This is a genomic window from Raoultibacter timonensis, assembly GCF_900240215.1.
Classification (GTDB): domain Bacteria; phylum Actinomycetota; class Coriobacteriia; order Coriobacteriales; family Eggerthellaceae; genus Raoultibacter; species Raoultibacter timonensis.
In genome coordinates this window covers 184,628-207,991 of the sequence record NZ_LT964681.1, presented here as the reverse complement: position 1 = coordinate 207,991, position 23,364 = coordinate 184,628, and the positions used below count along the sequence as shown (strand labels likewise).

At 57.1% G+C, this 23,364-nt stretch carries 18 protein-coding genes and 1 CRISPR repeat array; of the genes, 15 read left to right on the top strand and 3 right to left on the bottom strand.

Translation table 11 applies throughout. From position 1 onward, the window contains the following. Window positions 1–218 precede the first annotated feature (218 nt). Window positions 219–623 (top strand): metal-sensing transcriptional repressor, encoded by a 405-nt coding sequence (locus C1722_RS13085; protein WP_102379820.1) that lies wholly within the window; start codon window positions 219–221, stop codon window positions 621–623. Between the two features lie 52 nt (window positions 624–675). After that, entirely contained in the window at window positions 676–3,285 is a 2,610-nt protein-coding gene (locus C1722_RS13080) for a heavy metal translocating P-type ATPase (protein WP_102379819.1), read from the top strand. 87 nt (window positions 3,286–3,372) lie between these two features. Here the strand turns inward: C1722_RS13080 and C1722_RS13075 are convergent, their stop codons facing one another. Continuing rightward, entirely contained in the window at window positions 3,373–4,146 is a 774-nt protein-coding gene (locus tag C1722_RS13075; protein WP_102379818.1) for a CPBP family intramembrane glutamic endopeptidase, read from the bottom strand. 1,407 nt (window positions 4,147–5,553) lie between these two features. Between C1722_RS13075 and cas9 the strand changes: the two genes are divergently transcribed. From cas9 to csn2, 4 genes are read left to right on the top strand one after another with little or no spacing between them, the layout of a single operon-like run. Further along, on the top strand, window positions 5,554–9,681 hold the full coding sequence (gene cas9 / locus C1722_RS13065; protein ID WP_102379816.1) for a type II CRISPR RNA-guided endonuclease Cas9: 4,128 nt from the start codon (window positions 5,554–5,556) through the stop codon (window positions 9,679–9,681). Continuing rightward, window positions 9,671–10,546, top strand: coding sequence for a type II CRISPR-associated endonuclease Cas1 (gene cas1 / locus C1722_RS13060; RefSeq protein WP_102379815.1), 876 nt, complete (start codon window positions 9,671–9,673; stop codon window positions 10,544–10,546). Before cas9 ends, cas1 begins: the two co-directional genes overlap by 11 nt. A gap of 23 nt (window positions 10,547–10,569) precedes the next feature. Continuing rightward, window positions 10,570–10,878, top strand: a complete 309-nt coding sequence (gene cas2 / locus C1722_RS13055; RefSeq protein WP_102380389.1) for a CRISPR-associated endonuclease Cas2 — start codon at window positions 10,570–10,572, stop codon at window positions 10,876–10,878. Beyond that, complete coding sequence (gene csn2, locus C1722_RS13050; RefSeq protein ID WP_102379814.1) at window positions 10,875–11,558, top strand: type II-A CRISPR-associated protein Csn2; 684 nt, start codon at window positions 10,875–10,877, stop codon at window positions 11,556–11,558. Before cas2 ends, csn2 begins: the two co-directional genes overlap by 4 nt. Before the next feature lie 54 nt (window positions 11,559–11,612). Further along, window positions 11,613–11,978: a CRISPR direct-repeat array (repeat unit 36 nt; unit sequence GTTTCGGAGCAGTGGAATTCTGACTGGTAGCAAAAC). Between the two features lie 467 nt (window positions 11,979–12,445). On the opposite strand, the gene C1722_RS13045 is transcribed toward csn2, so the two are convergent. Both C1722_RS13045 and C1722_RS13040 read right to left on the bottom strand, forming a co-directional pair. Next, on the bottom strand, window positions 12,446–12,664 hold the full coding sequence (locus tag C1722_RS13045; protein ID WP_102379813.1) for a helix-turn-helix domain-containing protein: 219 nt from the start codon (window positions 12,662–12,664) through the stop codon (window positions 12,446–12,448). An 8-nt stretch (window positions 12,665–12,672) separates the two neighbouring features. Further along, window positions 12,673–13,155, bottom strand: coding sequence for a hypothetical protein (locus tag C1722_RS13040; RefSeq protein WP_102379812.1), 483 nt, complete (start codon window positions 13,153–13,155; stop codon window positions 12,673–12,675). A 377-nt stretch (window positions 13,156–13,532) separates the two neighbouring features. Between C1722_RS13040 and C1722_RS13035 the strand changes: the two genes are divergently transcribed. The 9 genes from C1722_RS13035 (at window position 13,533) to C1722_RS12990 (ending at window position 23,138) form a co-directional block, all read left to right on the top strand. Then, window positions 13,533–14,135: a VanZ family protein gene (locus C1722_RS13035; protein ID WP_102379811.1), complete on the top strand. Its 603-nt coding sequence runs from the start codon at window positions 13,533–13,535 to the stop codon at window positions 14,133–14,135. A gap of 69 nt (window positions 14,136–14,204) precedes the next feature. Then, window positions 14,205–14,837: an MptD family putative ECF transporter S component gene (locus C1722_RS13030; protein WP_102379810.1), complete on the top strand. Its 633-nt coding sequence runs from the start codon at window positions 14,205–14,207 to the stop codon at window positions 14,835–14,837. An 11-nt stretch (window positions 14,838–14,848) separates the two neighbouring features. Continuing rightward, on the top strand, window positions 14,849–15,607 hold the full coding sequence (locus C1722_RS13025) for an energy-coupling factor transporter transmembrane component T (protein WP_244902579.1): 759 nt from the start codon (window positions 14,849–14,851) through the stop codon (window positions 15,605–15,607). After that, a complete protein-coding gene (locus C1722_RS13020; RefSeq protein ID WP_244902578.1) occupies window positions 15,604–16,902 on the top strand; it encodes an ABC transporter ATP-binding protein in 1,299 nt (432 codons plus the stop codon). The genes C1722_RS13025 and C1722_RS13020 overlap by 4 nt, the downstream gene beginning before the upstream one ends. A gap of 184 nt (window positions 16,903–17,086) precedes the next feature. Continuing rightward, entirely contained in the window at window positions 17,087–17,998 is a 912-nt protein-coding gene (locus tag C1722_RS13015; RefSeq protein WP_102380388.1) for a helix-turn-helix domain-containing protein, read from the top strand. Window positions 17,999–18,200: 202 nt separating this feature from the next. Further along, window positions 18,201–18,851: a MarR family winged helix-turn-helix transcriptional regulator gene (locus tag C1722_RS13010; RefSeq protein WP_180995250.1), complete on the top strand. Its 651-nt coding sequence runs from the start codon at window positions 18,201–18,203 to the stop codon at window positions 18,849–18,851. 57 nt (window positions 18,852–18,908) lie between these two features. Further along, entirely contained in the window at window positions 18,909–19,643 is a 735-nt protein-coding gene (locus C1722_RS13005; RefSeq protein WP_102379807.1) for a GNAT family N-acetyltransferase, read from the top strand. 797 nt (window positions 19,644–20,440) lie between these two features. Further along, window positions 20,441–22,804 (top strand): molybdopterin-dependent oxidoreductase, encoded by a 2,364-nt coding sequence (locus tag C1722_RS12995; protein WP_102379805.1) that lies wholly within the window; start codon window positions 20,441–20,443, stop codon window positions 22,802–22,804. Beyond that, window positions 22,797–23,138: a 4Fe-4S dicluster domain-containing protein gene (locus C1722_RS12990; protein WP_102379804.1), complete on the top strand. Its 342-nt coding sequence runs from the start codon at window positions 22,797–22,799 to the stop codon at window positions 23,136–23,138. Before C1722_RS12995 ends, C1722_RS12990 begins: the two co-directional genes overlap by 8 nt. Window positions 23,139–23,364: the final 226 nt, after the last annotated feature.

Sequence of the window (23,364 nt, the reverse complement as noted above, 5' to 3'; positions counted from 1 at the left end):
TGGGGCTTTGAATCGCCAGTTGCCGTCGGGGCCGCTCGGGGCCGGTAAACGGTGATTGCCGGTGGATGGGTCGGGCAGATCTTCCCTTTGCCTTCTCGAGCACATGCTTCCGTTTTGTAACTTGACAATACCCCTTGGGGGTATATACTTGCACGGAACGAACATACCCCTATGGGGCATATGAGCCCCGAGCGAGTCTTTCCACATAAGGACTGAACATGAACAAAACCAGACAAGGCGAAAAGGTATTCGAAGCCAACAGCGCTCCAGCGAACGACGGAGCAGGTGCTGCCCTTGACGCACCTGCCGGCAACGAAGCTGCGGCCGCTGCCTGCTGCCACCACAAGGACACACCCCGCAGCGCCGAATTCCAGGCCGATCTGCAAAAGCGGCTAAATCGTGCGATAGGTCAGCTCAACGGTGTGAAAGGGATGCTCGACGACAACCGTTACTGCGGCGATGTCCTCGTGCAGCTCGCCGCCGCCGAAAGCGCCATCCGAAGCGTTTCGGGAAAGCTGTTGCAGGATCATCTTGAAACCTGCGTTGTCGAGCAGATTCGACAGGGCAACGACGAGGTGGTCGGCGAAGTGATGCAGCTGATGAAGCGGTTCTCGCGTTTGTGATTTCCCGATCTCGGCGCAACGCTGCGCCGATTGCGAAGCAAGGAGCTATCCTATGAAACAGACATTCGACGTGACGGGCATGACGTGCGCAGCCTGTTCGGCGCGCGTCGAGAAGACGGCGAATGCGGTTCCCGGCGTCGAAAAGGCCACGGTGAACCTGCTTAAAAACTCGATGGAGGTCGACTATGACGGCGCGCCCGACACACTCGCCTCCATCAGCGCGGCCATCGACAAAGCGGGCTACGGCGCCGCACCGCGCCCGAGCGCTTCNCATATGTTCGGCTGGCCGCTGCCGAGCGTCTTCCTCGGTGACGAGAACGTGCTCATCTTCGCATTCACCCAGTTCCTGTTGCTGCTTCCCGTTATTTTCGTCAACTTCAAGTTCTTCCGTGGGGGCTTCAAATCGCTGTTCCACGGCTCTCCCAACATGGATTCGCTCATCGCGCTCGGATCGACCGCTGCGACGGTGTACGGCATCTACGCGATCTACAAGATCGGGTACGTCCTCGGCTGGGGCGACATGCACCTGGCTCATGCGACGGCCATGGATCTGTACTTCGAATCGGCAGCCATGATCCTCACGCTCATCACGCTCGGCAAGTACTTCGAGGCGCGGGCGAAGGGCAAGACGACCGATGCCATCTCCAAGCTCATGGATCTCTCGCCCAAAACCGCAACGCGGCTCGTTGACGGTACCGAAGAAATCGTTCCTGCCGAAAGCGTGCGGGCGGGCGACATCCTCGTGGTCAAGGCGGGGGAGGGCGTTCCCGCCGACGGCGTGCTCGTCGAAGGCGGGGGAACGCTCGACGAATCGGTGATCACCGGCGAAAGCGTGCCGGTCGAGAAGGGGCCGGGCGATCCGGTTACCGGGGCGACGGTCAACCGCTCGGGGTGGTTCACCATGCGCGCCGAGAAGGTCGGCGAAGAGACGGCGCTTGCGAACATCATTCGGCTCGTTGACGAAGCTACGAGCTCGAAGGCCCCGATCGAGAAAATGGCCGACAGGATATCGGGCGTGTTCGTACCTGTGGTTATCGTCATCGCCGTTATCACGTTCGTTGTCTGGATGGCGATCGGGGGCACGCTCGAAACGGCGCTCTCGCACGCCGTCACCGTGCTCGTCATCTCATGTCCCTGCGCGCTCGGCCTTGCCACGCCGACGGCCATCATGGTGGGCACCGGTCGCGGGGCGGCGAGCGGCATCCTTGTGAAATCGGCAGAGGCGCTCGAGACGGCGCACGGCATCTCCACCGTCATGCTCGACAAGACCGGCACCATCACCCAGGGCAAGCCCGAGGTCACGGACGTGATCGAGGCGGGCGGTGCGGCTGTTGACGGCTCGGACGGGGGCGTCGCTTCGACGGGTGCGCAGCCAGGCGACGCGCGCGCGTTCATCGCGTTCGCTGCCGGCATCGAGAAGCGTTCCGAGCACCCGCTTGCCCAGGCGATCGTGAGCTACGCCGAGGCGCAGGGTGTCGAAGGCGCTGCGGTCGGGGACTTCTCCCAGATTCCCGGCGAGGGTATTTCCGCGACGGTCGATGGCGAAGCTTGTTTTGCCGGAAACCTCCGCATGATGGAGGCGCACGGCATCGACGCTTCCGCTTTTACCGACAGGGCCCGCTCGCTTGCCGACGACGGCAAGACGGTGCTCTACTTCGCCCGCGCAGGACGGCTCGTCGGCCTGATCGCAGTCGCCGACGTGGTAAAGCCCACGAGCAAGCTCGCGATCGACGAGCTGCGGCACATGGGCATCTCGACTGTCATGCTGACCGGTGATAACGAGCGCACCGCTGCCGCCATCCAGCGCCGCGTCGGCGTGGACACGGTGATCGCCGGGGTGCTGCCGCAGGACAAGGAGAAGATGGTACGCGATCTGGCGGCCCAGGGAACGGTTGCCATGGTGGGCGACGGCATCAACGACGCCCCGGCGCTCGCGCGCGCCGACGTGGGCATCGCGATCGGGGCGGGCACCGATATCGCCATCGAGAGCGCCGACATCGTGCTCATGCACAGCGATCTTGCCGATGTGCCGGCTGCTATCGGCCTTTCGCGGGCGACCATGCGCAACATCAAGCAGAACCTGTTCTGGGCGCTGTTCTACAACGCCATCTGCATCCCGATCGCGGCGGGCGTGCTCGCGGGCATCGGCATCAACCTCAACCCGATGATCGCCGCTGCTGCGATGAGCCTGAGTTCGGTATGCGTGGTATCCAATGCGCTCAGGCTGCGTCGATGGAAGCCCGCGCTTTCGGCGGGAACCGCCGACGAAGTAGGCGCGGGGGACAAAGACGCTCACGATCGGCAGGCGAGTACCGATGCGATTGCCGGCCATGTTCCCGGCGAAGCGGCGCGAGCGATGGACGGGGACGCCGCCCAACGGCTGGATGCAGCCGAGACGGAAGCAACCCGGATTGCTGGAAACGATACGGAACCGAACGGAAAGGACACCACCATGGAAAAGACGCTCGATGTTGAAGGAATGATGTGTGCGCATTGCGTGGCGCACGTGAAGGAGGCGCTTGAGGGAATCGACGGCGTCGAGGAGGCTGTGGTTGATCTCGACGCGGGTACGGCCACGGCGAAGCTTTCCGCCGACGTGGCCGACCAAGCGCTTATCGACGCGGTGGTCGATGCGGGCTACGAGGCGAAGATCGCAAGCTAGGTACGACCGGGCGGGCGCGGATCGAATGCGGGACGGCGGGCTGCATGCCGCATGGGCAATCCTTGGCATTCGGCCTGCTGCGCGCCCCTACGACCCATCGGAATCCTTGCGGTTTTGCGTCTGCTCCGTCGCATCGAGGATGATGCGGTTGGGGATCTTACTGTGGAAATAGTCGGGCTCGCGGACCATCTTCCGACGCTCTGCGAACAGCGTTACGAGGTCGTATCCAGCGTGGGTTATGGCAACGAGAAGCAGGCTTCCCGTTGCGAGGTAGGCGACGTTCAGCAGAACGGCGAGCGCGAGGGTGAGCGCGCTCGACCAGAAGTCGCGATAGCGAACGTGCGCGATCCAGAACACGAACGACGAAACGAATACGGCGACGATCGCGGCAAGCAGCGGCGGCACGAAAAGGGAGAAGCCGTACAGCAGCAAGCCGAGCAAGACGAAGCGGAACAGCAGCTCCTCGGTGAAACCGGTCAGCACCATGAGGACGACGATGGCGCTTGCGGGCAGGCGGGGCATCTCGCCGTTTATCCCTTGCCGCGTTGCGATAACCGCTTTTCGCCCCGAAGGGCTGCGAAGCGCCCAGCGCTCGCATGTCCATGCGAGCGCGAGAAGTACGAGGGCGAGCGCGGCGCCGGCAACGGCTGCTTGTGCGGGGTTTGCGGACATCGAGACGACGACGCTCCGTATCCACTCGGAGCCGAACACCGTCTGCTCCCAGTCGCCCGAAGCCAACCCCGTGAGCACGATAGCGCCCGCAAAGCCGGCCAAAAGCAGGATACCCTGCGAGACGGCGAGGTTCGCTACGAGGGATCGTTCTTCGTTTTCATCAAGCGGATAGCGGTTCCGCGCGCTCACCGACGCCTCCTTACCCGGGTCTTCCGAACCATCGTAGCGCCGGCGGGCCCGCGGGCGGCGGTGATTCGCGCAAGTCCATGGCGATTCCGTCAGCGGCGGAATGCGCAGCTTGTTGATGATGGATGAGGGCGTCTGGCGATGGCAGCTCGTCAGCGAAATGACTAAACATGGCAAAGAATTGGACACAAGCTTCGGAGATGGATTGAGCTGTCGGAAATGGCCGACGAGGAGGTTTTCGCTTACCGCACCTCAGAGGCCTTTCATTTCGAAGCGCAGAAGAAAGAGACTGAGAAGCTAATGTGCGAGCATGCGAAAAAGGACCGTTGGCAAAGGCGTAAGGAGGCGGTGAGGTATCGAGATCATGACGGTGTTTGCGATCGTCGTCGAAGCCCGAGCATTCTCGCTCTGCCGTTTGTCAAGCGCTCTGCGTCATAGCTTGTTCTCGTTCCATCTGAGCGTTCGAGTGGAGACGGGCTCCGCTGCGGTAACACCACCAAGGTTGGCAGCTCGCACTTAAGGATATAAGTTCGTAGAGTCCCCTCGGAACCGTGCCGGCTCCCATGCGAGCCGCAAGCGCGACGAACGGAAAAGCGGTCTCTTCGAGAGTCGAGAACCATGCCGCTAAGGGAGCGAAGCGTCTGGTCGAGAGAAGATAGTGGTAACTAGAAGCCCGCATTCGCCAACTGCGCGACAACCCGTGGGCTCACATACTGGTTATGGGCGATCGGGCAGATACGCGAGGATGTCTCGTAGGCGGTCCGAAATCCAGCGCCACTTGCGGCGTCTTTTCTGCCTTGTTTGCCTTTTGGCCGATTGCCGTCGGAGGTCGTTCAGGTTTTGGTTTGAGTGCAGCAAAATGTAAGTACGCTCGTGGAATGATTCTTCTCACACGGAAGTGAGGATTCCAGCCGTAGTTCCGAACTGCGTTGCTGGCGTTCTCGGAATAACGGGTGCTGCGGTCAAGGTAACCGAACGAGACTTCGACCGCCTACGAAGATGAGCCTATGTATAGCAAACTGTAGAGACGGGCGTCTGATCAGGCACGCCACTCGAAAGACATGTGACAAGCGAAGATGGATCGGCTCCCGGTTTTAGAGGTTTTGAGCCTGGTCCCTTGTTTCCCCTTGGCAATGTTTGCTCATGTTATGCAAATCGGCGCAATATATTGCCATCTGTACTAGAAATGGGACTCGCTAACCATCCAAATGATATAAGGTGTCGAAAAGCTTATCTATCAGGTTATACTAAAAAAGAAGACCCTCAAGGGGATCTTCTCAATAAGTCGAATTTGCCACCTCCGTGGCGCCCGAGGGCTTTTGTGGCTATCGCCGTATTTCGACTTGCAGTGGAATCTTGACTGGTATCAAGACAGGCTTACTTTAGCACGGACGGAAGGGGATGTGAAGCATGAATTTGCGCCATGTTGACAAATACGACATCGGTCTCGATATAGGAACTGGATCGGTGGGCTGGGCGGCACTTAGCTCTGATGGCGAGCTATTGCGCTTTAACAAGAGGCCAGCGTGGGGCAGTAGGCTGTTCCCCTCTGCAGATACAGCGGAATCCACCCGACTCGCGCGTGGTCAGCGACGTCGCTACGAGCGACGTCGCTGGAGGCTTGATCTGTTGCAGGGGCTGCTGCAGGAAGAGATCGAAAAAGTCGACTCGGAGTTCTTTATTCGTCTGCGGCAGGCCCGACTGCTACCCGAAGATCGCGCAGAGGGCCATGCTGCATATCGATGGCCTCTTTTCAATGATTCCGATTTTACGGAACCCGACTACTACAAAAGGTTTCCGACAGTCTATCATTTACGCAAATGGCTTATGGAAACCGATGAGAAAGCGGATATAAGGCTCATTTACCTGGCTTTTCACAATATCGTGAAACATCGTGGCAACTTCCTGTACGAAAGCTCGACAAATTTGAGCGCCCGCCAGGCGAATATGAAGGATTCGGTTGATCGGTTCGCAAGCGCGTTCGAGGATTGGTGCGATGCGAACGGAGTTTCGTGTTCATGCCAGAATGCGGAAATCGCTCAGGCTCTCGAAGATGCCTCGAAAGGTAAAGGCGACAAGCGGAGAACGGTTCAAGCTCTGTTTGGTTTGGAAAAAGACTATGCTGCCACCATGGGAAAGGCGCTTTCTCAGGCGATGGTTGGGTACAAAGCAGAGTTATCTCACGTGTTCTTCGTCGAGAAAGCTTCTGAAACGAAGTTCAATATGGCTGAAGAGGAGAAAGTGGAAGTGTTTTGCTCCCTTTGTCCCGATGCCGGAATTGAACTGTTCGAAGCTCTGCAGGCAGTGCATTCCTCGTTCGTGCTCATGGGCATTCTCAAAGAAGCAAACGGGGGAACCCTGTCTACGTGCAAGGTGGCGGAGTACGATCGATACGGAGAGAATCTCAAAACCTTGAAAACTCTGGTAAGGAAGTACGCCCCCGAGCGGTACGATGCGTTTTTCAGAGGGGAGTTCTACGAGGGCACGCACGTGTACGATCCTACGAAAGCCCAAGGTTACACGAAGTACGACATCGGGCCGAAGAATTCCGCATATAAGCCAACTGCCCCTATGCAATACGAAGACTTTGAGCGAGCGGTACAGAAGCTGTTCGACAATACGCCTGCGATTGGCGATAAGCGCTATGTCGCGATGATGGACGGATTCAAGGAAGGCTCGTTTCTTCGGCGGCTTAAAACGAGCGACAACGGAAGCATTCCTTACCAGCTTCATCTCGAAGAAATGAGAGCCATCATCGAAAACCAGGGGAAGTACTATCCTTTTTTGAAGGAGGAGGAGAAGAAGCTCGTTTCGCTCGTGGAGTTTCGGATTCCTTACTATGTGGGTCCTCTGACGACGCTCAATGCGGCAAAGGATGCGAAAGGGAAAGCCCGCTTCGCGTGGTCCGTACGGAAGCCAGGGCAAGAACGGACGGCCATTAAACCTTGGAACTGGGAAGACGTTATAGACCGCCATCAAAGTGCAGAGAATTTTATCATGCGTATGACGGGATTATGCACGTATCTGCAAGGGGAGGTTGTGCTTCCTCGGTGCTCCCTGCTGTATGAGGAGTTTTGTGTTCTCAACGAGTTGAACGGTTCGCGATGGACTCTCGACGGTGACAAAGAGCCGCGATTTGATCGAAGCGATCGCGAGGGGATCGTGCGCGAGGTGTTCATGCGGCATAAGACGGTAACGTACAAGCGGGTGGCCGATTGGATGTGTCGCACGCATGGCTTCTCGAGCGTGCGCGTAAGCGGCGGGCAAGGGGAGGCGGGATACGAGTCAAAACTGGGTTCGTACATTTTCTTCTGCAAAGACGTTTTCGGTGTTGACCAGTTGCCCGAATCCGATATCCCCATGATTGAGGAGATAATCCTTTGGAATACGCTTTTCGAGGATCGAAAGATCTTACGGGAGAAAATCGAGGGGAAATACGGGGATCGATTGAGCGCCGAGCAGATCAAGACTATCTGTAAAAAGCGTTTCACAGGATGGGGCCGCTTATCGCGAAAGCTTCTTGCAGGGGTAAACGTTGAAACGAATGCGGGCCCGAAAACCATTATCGACGTGCTGCGAGAAGGTCATCCAAATGCGGGCCATAATTCTTCAGCTATGGTTCTCATGGAGGTTCTTCGCGATGACGAGATGGGGTTCCAGAAACATATCGATGAGCTGAATGAGGTGTACATTCAAGGATGCGGTCAATTCGATGTGGATGATCTACCCGGTTCACCGGCATTGCGACGAAGCATCAAACAGGCACAACGCATTGTTCGTGAGATTGCTTCTATCGCTGGGAAAGAGCCCGAGCATATCTACATCGAGGTGACGCGTGACGAGGATCCGAGGAACAAGGCCAAGCGCACAAGGCGCCGATACGACAACTTGAAAGAAGCGCTCGCAGCATTCAAGAACGAGGATCCCGATGTATGGAAAGAGCTATGCGATTTTGCGTCGCAGGATCTCGACGAGCGTTTGACGCTGTACTTCATGCAGCGAGGAAGGTGCCTTTACTCGGGCAGGCCGATCGATATAGCTCGAATTGCAGGCGATCTGTACGAAGTCGATCACATCTTGCCGCAGGCATACATTAAGGACGACAGCTTCGAGAACAAGGCGCTCGTGCTGCGAAGCGAAAACCAGAAAAAGACTGATACGCTTTTAATTGATCCGTCAATCCGCCGTGCGAGAAGCGCGTTCTGGAAGAGCTTGCACGATGCCAAGCTCATTGGGGATAAAAAGTTCAAGAACCTTATGCGAACATCGGTAGGCGAGAACGATATGAGGGGATTCATCGCACGGCAGCTGGTCGAAACGAGCCAAGTCGTGAAAATGACGCAGCAGCTATTGGCAGGGGAATACCAGGACACGAAAATCATCCCAGTTAAGGCAAGCCTTTCGTCCCAGTTGCGCGATGCTAAGAATCTGGTGAAATGCCGTGAGGCCAACGATTTCCATCATGCTCATGACGCATATCTCGCCTGTCAAATGGGCCGATTTATCGCTACGTGCCATCCTTCCGTATACGAGAACCCCATCGGCTTGGCACATGCGATAAAGGCTATGGTGAAGCAGCAGGGCGAAGAGTTCCGCAAGACGAGGCGAGCACCAGGGTCGAGCGTCTACTTGGTAGCTAGTTTCCAACGCCGGTTTATCGATCCCGATACTGGCGAGATCCTATGGGATGGCGAAGATGAAATCAGTCGCATCAGAAAATGTCTGAACTACAAAGACTGCTACATTTCGCGGATGCCCGAGCTCGCCACGGGGGCGTTCTGGGATCAGACGATCTACTCGCCGCGCGGAGGGAAGAATCTAGGTTTGCCGCTCAAGCAGGCGCTCGATCCTCAAAAGTACGGAAGCTTCTCGCGCGAGCAGTTTGCGTACTTCTTTGTATACGAGGCGTTTAATCCCAAAAAGAAGAAAAAGCTCTTCCAATTTGCGCCAGTACCTGTTCGCGTGGCGGCTCGTTTCGAAAGCGACAGCAATGCATTAGAGGAGTATGCCCGGAGGCTTGCCGCAGAAGTGGGGCTGGAATACGTACGTATCGCTCGGGAGAAAGTGTATAGGTATCAGCTGATCGAGCTTGATGGGGACAGGCTCTATGTAACTGGCAAGAAGGAGGTGCGCAATGCTCGACAGCTGGCTTTTTCGCAGAAAGAAACCGCTCTGTTGAAGAGGCTGGTCGAAGGAGGTGAGACGACAGAGGAGGATAGGGTGGCGCTGTTGAACAGTGCTGTCTCGAAGATAGAGCTGAGAGCCGGAAAACTTAGAAACAGTTTAAAGGTTGCTGAACTCGGCGATTTCTTCATACGGCTTGATCAAAAACAGCAAGCAAGTGTTTTGAGATCACTCATATCGATTGCAAATGGCAAGACAAACATGATCGACTTGTCTCTTGTTGGGGGATCCAAGTGTTCAGGATGCTTAAACCCAACGTTTTCGAAGGAACTCTCCGATCCCTCAGTCGTGTTCTGCTTTATCGACCAGTCTGTAACCGGGATGTTCGAAAGGCGGTACCGATTTGAGCTTTAGGACCGTCTTTATCGAGAATCCCTGCCGATGCTCGTACCAAAGCGGATACTTGGTCGTGCGAAAAGAAGACGATACGGCAAAAGTTCATCTTTCGGAAGTATCGTCGGTGATATTGCAGACAAACCAGGTTTATATCAGCGCGTATTTGCTGATGGAGTTAGCAAAGGCGAAGATATCGCTTGTCGTATCCGATGAGAGCTGTAACCCGATCGGCCAGTATCTCCCTCTTTACGGTGCCCACAACACCGTCAAGCGTATTGGCGAACAGCTGCAATGGGGTGAACCTATCAAGAAGCGCGTATGGCAGCGTATAGTGAAAGATAAAATAAACAGCCAAGCTCGGTTTCTGGAAGAGCGCGAGTACACGGAGGCGCCCGCCCTCAGGACGATTGCCGCTGAGGTGCGTTCCGGGGATACGACAAACAGGGAGGCGCATGCAGCACGCGTTTATTTCAAGGCGCTGTTTGGCCAAAGCTTTTCAAGGGATCAGGCCTGTTCTCAAAATGCGGCCTTGAATTACGGCTATGGGATACTCCTTTCCATGGTGAATCGCGAAATCGTTTCGCGTGGGTATCTGACGCAGTGCGGTGTTTGCCATCGCAACGAATTCAACCAGTTCAACCTTGCATGCGATTTCATGGAGCCTTTTAGACCGGCGGTAGATCGACTTGTTGTTGATTATCTTGCAAGCGAATTCGACGCCGAAGTCAAGCATGTTCTGGGAGATCTAGCTGGAAAAGGCGTGTCGTATCGCGGCGGTTCATATCGGTTGGGATCGGTAGTGTCGTTATATGTGCAGGATTGCCTCAATGCTCTTAACAAAAAGATTGCCATTGAAGATATCGAGGCGTTCGATATCTTATGAGCAGGGACGCGAGGATTCGGTATATGAGGCTGATGGTGCTTTTCGATCTTCCCGTGGAGACGGATCGACAGCGAAAGGAATATCGGGTGTTCAGAAAGCGCCTTATAAAAGAAGGCTATTTGATGATGCAAAAGTCCGTGTATGCGAAATTGGTTGTAAATGAAGGTGCTGCAGGAGCTGCGATTGTACGATTGCGTAAATTCCGACCTCCTGAGGGGCTTGTTCAGGTTCTGAAGGTAACAGAAAAACAGCTCGCCACAATGGAGTTTATTACTGGTGGTAGGGCTGATTTTGATGAGGTCGATACAATGGAGGAGTTCTTGATCTTATGAAAATCAGCTTTGCGGGCATGGATCGACCCATTGAGGTGGCGCAAAATGCTACTTCGGTTTTGGAGGTGGAGAACACGGTATTGCACGGGCGTATATGCCAGTCATTGATTTCAGGGATGGGTCAACAGGCGATCGAGCCGTATACGCTGTGGGATGAAAACGAGAACGAACTTCGTGCGGCTAGTATCTTTCTACCTGTTGCAAACCCCTTCGGGCTTCCTTGGGACGATAGGTCGTTGCAAGCAGGATGGTATGACCGTATAGGCGAGATTTACCTGGAGGACGATGATGTGCGATGTGAAGTAGAATCCCTTAACGCTCGTATGAATTCTCGTATTTCAGAACTGGGTTTTCAGTTGCATGCGGAGTATTCATTTGCGATAGAATGGGATCTGATTCGACAGATCAAGACGCTGGGGTTCGGTGTTCAGCGCTCTGCCAGCGATTCGCTCCTTGACAATTTGATACGATTTATTTCTTGGACAGTGGATGCCGGATGCTTGAAAACGCTTCTTTTCGTAAATCTCAAAACCTTTTTATCGAAAAGTGACCTTGTCGAACTATATGAGCAGGCGTTTTTTCTTGGCTCTGCGCTGCTGTTACTGGAAAACAAGCGTGACGACACAAGCTATGAATATGAAGCTAAAACGCGGATTGACCAGCGTTTTATTGAGTATTGAATGTGGTTCCAGTCGGGATTTCCATCTTTTTGCAGGAAAGATTTTGCTCCAATGGTTTCGGAGCAGTGGAATTCTGACTGGTAGCAAAACCTCTTCCAGTTCCCCCATGCCGAGGCAGATGTTTCGGAGCAGTGGAATTCTGACTGGTAGCAAAACCGGTCGTGGACAGCAACACCATCCGCATATGTTTCGGAGCAGTGGAATTCTGACTGGTAGCAAAACTAGTTACTGGTCAGAAGGCGGCAGGAAGTTGTTTCGGAGCAGTGGAATTCTGACTGGTAGCAAAACCCAGCCAAACCGTCACCACGAACACCAACGGTTTCGGAGCAGTGGAATTCTGACTGGTAGCAAAACGCGGGGATCATCAAGAACGACAACTGGACGGTTTCGGAGCAGTGGAATTCCGACTGATAATTAGTCGCAAATCAGTTTGCACCATATGGGGAGCACATTCTTTGGATGATAGGGTGGACATCGGGAGCTGTGATACACTGTGATCTTGCACTTCCTCGTGCGAGCGCTGCCGTGCCTGTGACGGCACCCGCAGTGAACTTCGACGCATGAGGGGCTCCCATGAACCATAAACGAAAACGACCGCGGAATCGCCGCGCTTGCTGCAAGCTCTGCAAGTTTTGGAAGGTGAACGGCTACGCAACCGAGCGCTCGGAAGGCGAGCGGTGGTCCGATCACAAGCGGAGGATAAACCTGTTTCGAGACTGATGAGAGATTGCGGGGCCCGTTGCTCGTCGTCGCGGCGATGCCGCAGTGCGGGCTCCGATACGATGGTGTGCGAGCGCAAGCGGGCGCCCGTACGGCTTTCGGACGGCTGCGAGGCGCGTACGGGGCATCGGCCAAGATAGCGCCCGACGGGCGCTAAATGCGGTCGGCTATTCCTCGCCCGTGTCGTCGACATGTTCGAGGATGTCGCCAGGTTGGCATTTCAGCTCGGTGCAGATGGCATCGAGCGTTTTGAATCGCACGCCGCTCACTTTGCCGTTTTTGAGCTTGGAGAGGTTGCCGTCGGCGATGCCCACCTTTTCGGCCAGCTCCCCGAGCGAAATCTTGCGGTCCGCCATCACGCGGTCGAGGCGTAAGATAATAGCCACGGCAATTCCTAAATGATCTCGTAGTTTTCGTCTTGGACGAGGTAGCCGTACTCGAAGATCTGTCCGAGGCAGAACACCACGAACGCGAGAGCGAGAGCCACGATGCTGTTCTCGTCGAAGATGACGAAGGATACCGTGCCCGTTGCACCGCTGATGACGGCATAGCCGATCCACTGGGGCACCGTGAGGGCGACGAACAACAGTACCGCTGCGATCTTGATTCTGCGGGGCAGCTCCTTGAAGAACGGCGTCTCCTCGGAACCGATGCGGAAGAATATGAGCGCCGCGTATACGAGCAGGGCCGAGATGAGCGTGTATCGTAGAAGCCATACGCCTGCATTGACCTGAGCGTGAATATCGAGCGTTTGTTTCCCGCCGATCCAGTTCCAGGCTCCCCAAAGGACTGCGCAAATGCAGATCGCCGCGATGCACAGCAAGACGACCGCGATGGCCGTACTCGTTCTTTCGATGCGCGCCCTTACCTCGTCCATGCCGTCCTCCTTCTGCTCGATGACTGCATCGTACCATAGAAAATGATGAAAATCGGCAAGAATATGACGTAAAACGTCATATTCTTGCCGAGAGTCAGCTGATTTGCGGCGTTGCATGATGCTCTCGGTTGTGCGGCGAATGCCATGAGGGTTGCTCGCTGGCGGTGGCTTGCGGCGCGCCCGACGAAAGCGGGATTCGTTTGCGCGCGGCGCGGCGCGTGCTTATATGCGCCACGCCTGATCCGATGGCGGTCGGCATAGGCGGCGGTTTTTCATGGTGGTGGCTGTACCGATGAGCTGCGCCGGTTCTTGAGCGAGCGCGCATATATGAGTAGAATGGTTGCCGTAAAGCGGCAATCGGGCGGTGGGAGGTCGCGGTGATCGATCGCATGTTCATGGTGGTTCCGACAGCGGTTGCCCTTGTCGTAGTTGCGGTAGCGTGCGTGTTCTACCGCGTCCGTCCCTCCCGTACCTTGCTCTATCTTACGCTCACGGCGTATGCGGGCGGGGTGATCGCGGTGACGCTTTTCCCGCTTCCGTTCGAACCGGCGTTTGCGTCGATGCAGACCGGCGGCGATTCGTGGGCCCGAGGCTTTAACTTCGTGCCCTTCGCCGTCATCGTCGATACGATCGAAGAGGCGGCGGCAACCGGATGGTGGTGGACGATTGCGGCTACGATCGTCGGCGGAAACGTGGTCATGTTCGTGCCCTTGGGCGCCATGCTCCCGATGCTCTCCGATAAGCTGCACAAGCTTTGGAAGACGGCGGTAGCCCTGGCGGCGTGCTCGGTGGGTATCGAACTTGCCCAGCTCGTCGTTGGCCTGGGTGTGGCGGGCTATATGTACCGGGTCGTGGATGTGGACGATGTCATTCTCAACGTGGTGGGCGGTTTAATCGGATACGGTCTCTGGCGTCTCGCCCAAGCTTTTCGCTTGCGCAAACTTCCGTCCAAATGGAATAGTCGCGACCGATCGGGTTAGATCGCGGCGCGGTCTTAGTAGATACTGTCTTCGACACAAGTAAACCTTGGCTAACAGTTAGGAGACGCTATGGCTACGCAGGTCGCGGTGAAAGCGAGCCCTCGAAGTTCAGAGGGAAAGGTTCTTAAGGGACGGGATCTCATCAACATCGGTATTTTTACCGCTATCTATTTCATCATCCAATTCGTGTTTATGTTGTGCGGCGGTATCCATCCGGCCCTTTGGGTGTTCATGCCGGCACTCGATGCGCTTTTCGCCGGCATTCCGTTCATGCTCATGTGCGCGAAGGTGCAAAAGCCCGGCGCCATCGTTATCATGGGGCTCATCGTCGCGCTCATCTATTATGTGACAGGCATGTTCACGCCGCTCATCCTCGTCATGATGGCGGGCGCGTGCATCATGGCGGAAGTCATCCGCGCAGTTTTCCGCTATACGAGCTTCGTCGGCAACGCGGTGGCCTATGCGGTGTTCGGCTTTGGCATGTGCGGCAGCCCCCTCCCGCTCTGGGTGTTCCATGATTCGTTTGTCGCTCAGATCGCCGAGCAGGGTATGGGCGCCGGCTATCTGGCCTCGCTCAATTCCCTGGCGACTACCCCGACGCTCATCGCCATGTTCGCCGCAACCTTCGTTGCGGGGCTTGCAGGCGTCTACATCGCGCGTGGGCTGTTCAAGAAGCACTTTGTGAAAGCGGGTCTTGTCTAATGGAGGCAGCGGTGCGGAGCAAAGGGGCATCGGCCTCGGCTGCTGGCGCAGCCGAGGCCGAACCTCGCGAAAGGGTTCTCGGCAACGTGCACAAGCGCGGCCCGATCTCGCTCGATCCGCGCACTGTCATGGGCGTGCTCTTCGCGGCATCGCTCGTCGCCTTTATGCCTAAGGGGCTGTACGTCGAGCTGGCGCTGGTTTTGGCCGTGGCGCTTTTGCAGGCGCTTTGCGGCCACTGGCGGATGGCGTTGGCGTTCGGCGGCTTCTATATGGCGCTTTGGGCTGCACTCAACGTGTTGTTTCCCCACGTCGGCGGCGTCGCCGCGACTATGTTCACCATCGGCTTCACCTTTTCTCGCAAGATATTCCTCTGTCTGATGGCGGGTGCTTTACTGGTTGGCGAATGCTCGGTCCATCGGTTGACTGCCGCGCTGCAGCGCCTGCGCGTTCCTCAGGTCGTTCTCGTTCCGTTGACGGTGACGATGCGTTATTTTCCGACGTTCAAAGACGAAGCCTCGCATATCCGCGATGCCATGAGATTGCGCGATATCCCGCTTTCCGAACGGGTCGAGTGCTTCATCGTGCCGCTTATCATGTCGGCCACGAACACCGCCGACGAGCTGTCGCGCGCAGCCACGTGTCGCGGCATCGAAAACCCGGCGCTTTCAACCGATACCGAGCGGTTGCGCATACAAGCGGTCGACTGGGCGGTGTTGGCGCTCGCTGCACTTGCGGTGGTGGCCGTGGCCTTGACGGGAGGTGCTCTGTGAAGGTCGCAGGCGGGGCTTTGGCCAAGGAAATGCATGAGCCGGCAGCCGATGAGCCCCTTGTTGAGCTTCGGGGCGTCACGTGTCGCACGTTGGATGGCGATGTGATCCTCGATGAGGTCGACCTTGCCGTAAGGCGAGGGGAGTGCGTGCTTCTGTGCGGGCGATCGGGTATGGGCAAGACTACGGTGACCAAGTGCATCAACGGGCTCGTCCCCGCGTTCGAGCCGTCGATCGAACGCGGGGGGAGCGTGTCGGTATGCGATTTCGACCCCGCTGATTGCGAAATGTACGAGCTCGCCCGTCGTGTAGGAAGCGTGTTTCAGAATCCGAAATCGCAGTTTTTCAACCTTACCTCGAGCGACGAGCTCGCCTTCGGCTTGGAGGCCGCCGGGGTCGACGCCGATACCATCGAACAGCGCATCTGCGAGACGGTTGACGCCCTGCGTGCCGAGCATCTGCTGGGCCGCAACGTGACGAAGATGTCGGGCGGCGAAAAGCAGAGTCTGGTTTTCGCTTCGGTGGACGTGATGGATCCGGACGTCTACGTGCTCGACGAGCCTACGGCGAATCTCGATGCGGAGGCGATTCGCATTCTGCACGACCAGATTGCGGCGATTCTCGCTCGCGGAAAAACGGTTATCGTTGCGGAGCATCGGCTGTACTTCATGGCTGATCTTATCGGCCGGGCAATCTACATCGACGCTGGGCGCGTGATGCGCGAGTTCTCGCCTTCCGAACTGGTATCATTGACCGACGACGAGCGCGAGAACCTGGGTCTGCGCGCCACTGATCCGACGGATGCCATGAACGCGGACTGTCCGCCCGCTCGAACGGGTGGGGCAAGCATCCTATCGAGGGGTCTGTCGCTGCGCGGCTTCACCTGCTTGCGCAACAAGCAGCAGGTGTTCGAACGCATCGATCTCGACGTGCCCCGCGGATCGGTCATGGGCATCATGGGGGCGAACGGCGTTGGCAAAACCACGTTTTTGCGGGCGCTGTCGGGACTTGAGCGCACGACGGACGGAAGCGTTCTGCTCGACGGTGCGCCTCTCGCCCGCAAGGCGCGTCGCCGTGCGGGCTCGCTCGTCATGCAGGACGTTAACCACCAGCTGTTCAGCGATAGCGTGCGCAACGAGTGCGAGCTTTCGGCAGGCTCTGAGGCGGGCCGTGTCGACGAGGTACTCGATGCGCTCGACCTCTCCCGCCTCGAAGATCGCCACCCGATGGCGCTCTCGGGCGGGCAGAAGCAGCGACTGGCTGTGGCCTGCGCGCTTTTTTGGGGGGGGGGGCCGTAAGGGGCTGTTACTCGACGAGCCGACGGGCGGGCTGGACTTCGGNGCAACCCGACGCGTGGGCTGGCGCAAGCGATGCGCACCTGTCGCACGCTGCATCGGGCTCCGGCTTCGGGGCTGTAGGCGGTGCGCTGGCGTGCAGGGCACGCCGATCCCGCGCAGCTGCAAGTCCGGGGCCGGTGTCAGGATGGTACACGGTGCGGGGCAGGACGTCATCCACGTGCAAAGCGATTCGGGCGAGGGTACTATGACGTTTTTCGAAGTGTTTCCGGGCGTGAGTCTCTCGTACAACGATTTTCACATGGACAGGTACGATTCGGGTTTTGTGGTGGACGGGAGCGTGCTGTGCATCGACCACTGCCGCGAGGGTCGTATCGAACAGCCTGTATCGGGCGGTGCGTACTCGTACGTGGCGGCGGGCGACCTCAAGATCGACGACCGCACTCGGCATACCGGCGAGTTCGTGCTGCCGCTTGCGCACTACCACGGCATTACCGTCTCGTTCGAAATCGAACGTGCTGCTGCCTCGATCGAGCAGGCGCTCGGGGGATTCCCTGTCGATCTGCGCGCGCTTCGCGATCGGTTCTGCGTGGGCGGCGACCCTCTGATCATGCACGATGCACCGGGCGTCGAGCACATCTTCTCCGAGTTGTATTCGGTACCGGAAGAGATTCGCAGTACGTACTTCAGAATAAAGGTGCTCGAACTGCTGCTGTTTCTGCAGGTGCTCGAACCGAATGCCAAGGTAGAGCGTCGTCCGTACTTCTACCGTTCGCAGGTCGAGAAGGTGAAGGCGGCACGCGATCTGATGGTGTCCGATCTTGCTGTCGAGCGTACCACCGAAGAGCTTGCCGAACGCTTCGGCCTGCCGCTGACTGCGTTCAAATCGTGCTTCAGGGGCGTCTATGGCATGCCGCTGTACGCATACATCAGGGCGTACCGTATGGAGCACGCTGCGTCGCTTCTGCGCGATACCGACATGCGCGTCGCCGATATCGGGCTTGTCGTGGGATACGATAGCCCGTCCAAGTTCACCGCTGCGTTCAGGGCGGTCATGGGGGATACGCCGACTGGATACCGCCGCACGCGCCGCAGATGAGTCGCGCCTGCCCGTTGTCGCAACCTTATTTCAGCCGAGTTGTCGACGTGTTTCCCTATCGTAATACCCCATCAGGCTTTATGTGCGTGTCTCCAAAATTCAAACGGTACCTGTAAAAAATATCTTGATTTCCAACAGGTACCCGTCTATTATGATGGGCATACTACAAACGGTACCTGTTAGAAATGTAAGGAGACCTATCATGGAAGCAACGACGAATGCGAATATAAACCTCTACGAAAAGCTCGCAACGCTTCAGCACCTGCTGATGCGGCAGCGGTTCGCCCGCAAGGGCGCAGGACCGGTAGCCGATCCCATGCGCGGCCAAGGCAGGATCCTCGCCCTCCTGAAAATAAAGGACGGCGTGAGCACCAAGGACATGTCGAGCGTGCTCGGCATCCGCACGTCTTCGCTCAACGAGCTTCTTTCCAAGCTCGAGGCCAAAGAATACGTTGTGCGCGAGCAATCGGAAGAAGACAAGCGCGTAATGGTGGTTAAGCTCACCGACAAGGGACGTGACGTCGAACAGCCCGCCGCCGGAGCGGCGACGGCCGATATGTTCGACTGTTTGACCGACGAGGAGAAGAAGGCTTTCGGCGAATGCCTCGATAAGATGATCGCGCACTTGGGCGCCGAGGTGAGCGAGCAGAGCGACGAGGATTTCGATGCCATGCTCCGCAAGCGCGAGAAGGCTTTCAAGAAGTTCTTCGGCGAAGGCCATCGATTCGACGGCCCCGAGGGGTTTCCTCCATTCGGCGCGTTCGGCCCGCGTGGCTGCTGCGATGGGTTCGATCCGCGTGACGAGGGCCGTCGCGGACATGGCCGCCGCTCGGAAGGTCGCGAGAGGGATTGAGCTTGCAGGTAGTAATCGGTAGCGGCGCTGGGCATTTCGATAAAGCGAGGTAATTTCATGGATATGGCGAAGAACTTGGGCAAGAGCGCGGGTGTGGGCGAGAGCTATGCCGACTTGCATGAGGAAGATGGATTCGCACGCGAGATGCGGGAGCTGGCGCTGAGTCTCGTCATGCAGGTGCCGTCTCGACCGCAAGCGGTATATGCGGCACCGAACGACGAGGGTCTTGCGGTTGGCGACTCGATTACCATCAGGCTGGCTGATCAAAGCGATATTGAGATCATTTGCGCATTGCGCTGCGCTCAATCGGTCGAATACTGGGAGGTGGCGCCTTCAGACGATGCGTACCGCCTGTTCTGCACCCAAACGGAAGCGTACGTGCGCCGCAACCTCAACACGCATGTGTATTTTGCCCTTGTCGAATACGATGGCAGCGTCGTATCGATGTCGGGCCTTGAAGTGGTGGATCGGATGCCCGCCATCGCAATGCAAGGGGGCGCCGAGCGTGCTGCAACGATCGTATCGTGCTATACGCTCCCCCAGCATCGAGGCAGGGGGTACATGGGCCAAATGCTTTCAACGTGGACAGCCATTGCCCCTATGATCGGGGTGGATGCGATATACCTCGAGAGCCGCAATCCGTCGATGCAGCTGCTTGCGCTCGACGAAGGCTACGAGTATGTATCCGAGAAATATCGAATCGACCTGAGGTCGCTCGATAGCGCACCGAACCCCGTTCAGCTCGAAGTGCTCGAATCGAGGCACATGCCCGAGCAGCTGCCCGCAAGCTAGCCGCAACGCGCAGCCGAGGGGACCGTAGGGGAAGTCGATCGATGCTGGCGGCGCTCGTCAACCCCCGCACCGTCGCCTTCGGGCACGGTTGAGTTTCGATGGGAGGTGCATCTCCCATCGAAACCGGCGGCTTGTGAACATGCGCTCCAAGAGCAAGAGGCCGCTCGTGTTGGCGGCCTCCTATGCTTTCGGAATGCTGGGGGGCTTGGGAGCACCGGGCGCTTTCGGTGCTTTGGGTGCGCCGCTCGTCTGCGGGGCTGCGGGCGGTTTGATCGTTCCTTCTCCCGCAGCGCTTGGGGCGATCGATGAAAGATCGGACCCGCATCCCGAGCACGTTTCAGGAAAAGGCATTCCTGGAATAACGGGAATGATTTTGCCGCATTGCGGGCATTCTTTGGGTCCTGAGATATCAGCTGGTCTGAAGCACATGGCGATTCCTTTCTGCGCGGATGAATGAGGCGCTACGGTCGCAAGTATATGAATCAACATGCCGATCGCACATGGCAAAACCTCCAAAATCGTTCGTTTGATTTTGGAGGTTTTACTCTGCCACCTGCTCAATTCGCTGGTTGGAGCGACGTGCGTAAGGCGGTTCGAAAAAGCTCTAAAAATCGGCACCTACTTTTGTGAACTCTTCCATGTTCGACCTCATTTTTCTTGGATAGACTGCGCCCAACGGAGCTCTTTGTGGGACGGGGGACAAAGCGTCGAATGGGTCGTATTCGAGCGCGCAACCGAGCTCTATCGGGGGCACCGTATGCATTCGGCATAAGCGGACGAGAGAGGAAGGTGGGGTTATGGAGCTTTTCGAAAAAAAGTTTGACCCTGAACTCTACAAGACTGATTTTCATTGGAAGGAGGGGGACTACGACGTTTACCGCGTGTGCCATTGGTCGGCACCGGGCTGCCACAACTCATGCGGCATTCTTCTGTATGTCAAGGATGGAAAGCTGGATCGGGTGGAAGGCGACCCGAATCAACCGTATAACAGAGGTCGCTTGTGCATGCGCTGCCTTAACCTCCCCGAGGCGTGCAACGAGCTGCTCGATCGCCTGAAGTGGCCCGTGAAGCGGGTAGGCGAGCGCGGTGAAAACAAATGGGAGCGCATCAGCTGGGACGAGGCGTACGACATCATCGTCGAAAACGTTCAGCGCATTCAGAAGGAATGGGGCGCTGAAGCGATTTGCGGCATGATCGGTACCGGTCGAAACGTCTGCTGGCAAAACCCGCTGATTTGCTATGCGGGCTTCGGAACGCCCAATATGAGCTTTGGCTTCCTTTCCGGCGATTGCTGCATGGTTCCCCGCACGTCGCTGTCGTTCTGCGTGTGCGGAGATCTTCCTGTTGTGGACGCATCGCAGTTTAACGAGGAGCGCTGGGATCATCCCGAGTACGAATACCCTGAGGTTGTTCTCGTCTGGGGTAACGATGTGATCAAGTCGAACGGCGACGGCTTCCTCGGTCACTGGATCGTCGATATGATGACCCAAGCCAAGACGAAGCTCATTGTCGTCGATCCCGACCTTACCTGGTTGGCGTCTCGCGCTGACGTTTGGATTCAACCCAGGCCGGGTGTCGATTCCGCTATTGCCATGGCCATGACCAACGTGATCATTCAAGAAGATCTATACGATCATGATTTTGTAGAAAATTGGACGTATGGTTTTGAACAGCTGGCCGAAAGGGTCAAGGATATGACTCCTGAGAAGGCGGCTGAAATCGCTTGGGTCGATGCGGAGGATATCCGAAAAGCAGCTCGGATGTTTGCGGCGGCGAAGCCTGGCGCTCTCCAATGGGGATTGACCACCGACATGCGCGTTAACGGTATTTCCGAAGCGCATTGCCTCATGTCCCTGAACGCCATTTGCGGCAATGTCGACCAAGCCGGTGGCAACTACCTCGCCCGTGAAGCGTACAGCATGAACCTCGCCTATCTGTGCGGTTATTTCGAGAATCTCGACGTTGACATGCGCGCTAAACGCCTCGGCAACGATATCTCGCCCATGCATCAGTTCGGATTGAGCTCAACGGCTGCTTCGGATGTTGTGCTTCAGGCCATCGAATGCGGCGATCCGTATCCGGTGAAGATGCTGTGGTTCCAGGGCTGCAACTCGATTGCAAACATGGCTGCAGAAGCACCGCGCGTATACGATGCCATCAAGACAACCGAATTCAACGTCGTTGTCGACTACTGCATTACCCCGACGGCGGTTGCCTGCGCGGATATCGTGCTGCCGTGCGCTATGAGCCCCGAGCGCAACCAGCTCCGTACGTGGTGGACTCCGCTGCGCCAGTCGACGAGGGTTGTCGAGTACTACGAATCGAAGACCGATGAACAGATCATTCTTGAGCTCGGAAAACGCTTGAACCCCGATGCCTGGCCGTATGAGACTGATGTCGATCTGCTCAACGCCCGTCTCAAAGAGGGCGGTGTGCCCGAGGATTTCGCCGGATTGCAGGAAATGGTGTACGACTGGGAGCCGCTTCAGTACCATCGCTACGAAAAGGGCCTCCTGCGCCCCGACGGACAGCCTGGATTCAATACGCCGACAGGTATGATAGAGCTGTACTGCACGACTCTCGAGGCGTTCGGAAACGATCCGCTTCCCAGTTACGAAGAGCCGCCCGAGGGCCCGTTGAGCACCCCGAAACGGTTTGAAGAGTATCCGATCGTTCTCACGACGGGGCATCGTTCGTTCGAATTCTTCCATTCGGAGCATCGCAACCAGAAAACCATGCGCGAGTTCCATCCTGAGCCGCGGGTGCGCATCCACCCCGAAACCGCTGAGAAATACGGTATCGAAGACGGACAATGGGTTTGGATCGAGAATCAGCGCGGTCGCTGCCGTCAGATCGCCTGGGTGACCGAGGGCATGAAGCCCGATTGCGCAAGCGCCGAGCACGGTTGGTGGTTCCCCGAAACCGACGGCGCTGAACCCCATCTGTTCGGTGTGTTCGATTCCAACATCAACAACCTTACCTCGATGATGGTTGTCGGTGAGACGGGCTACGGCGCACCGTACAAGGGGTTGCTGTGCAAGATATACCCCTGCACCGAAGAAAATAGCAGAATCATGCCATCCGAGCAGGTCACCCGCCTCGGTGGTTGGGAGTACGACCGCGTTGAGAAGTTGGCTATGGGAGGTCATCAGTATGAGTAACAACTACGGACTTTTCATCAATTACGAGTATTGCACCGGCTGCCATACGTGTGAAGTTGCATGCAAGAAGGCGCTGAACCTTCCCGAAGGACAGCACGGGATCGTGCTCTGCGAGGATGGGCCTCGCAAGAATCTCAATGGCCAGTGGGAGCTTACCTACCTTCCGCTTCCTACCCATCTATGCGATTTCTGTGCCGATCGGGTAAGCGAAGGGCGCCTACCCAGCTGCGTGCATCATTGCCAGTCGGGGATTATGGTCTACGACACTTTGGATAACCTGGCAAAGCTGGCAGCAGAACATCCGCGCAGCGTCGTCTTCAGCTCTCAGCAATAAGCGAGAGTGAAGCGCCGTTGCGGCGGATCGCGTATCCGATTTCTATAGAAGGGAGATCGAAATGACTGAAAGGGAGCCTTTCCCTACGTTGGTTGTAAACGAAGTATGGGCTCGATGCGGCGGCTGCTGCGAATGCGAAGACGTATCTCACGGGCATGAGGGCGCCTGCGGGCAGCGGTGCATTCTCCCCATGCAGGGAGGCCCGAATATCGGTGGCTGGGAGGCT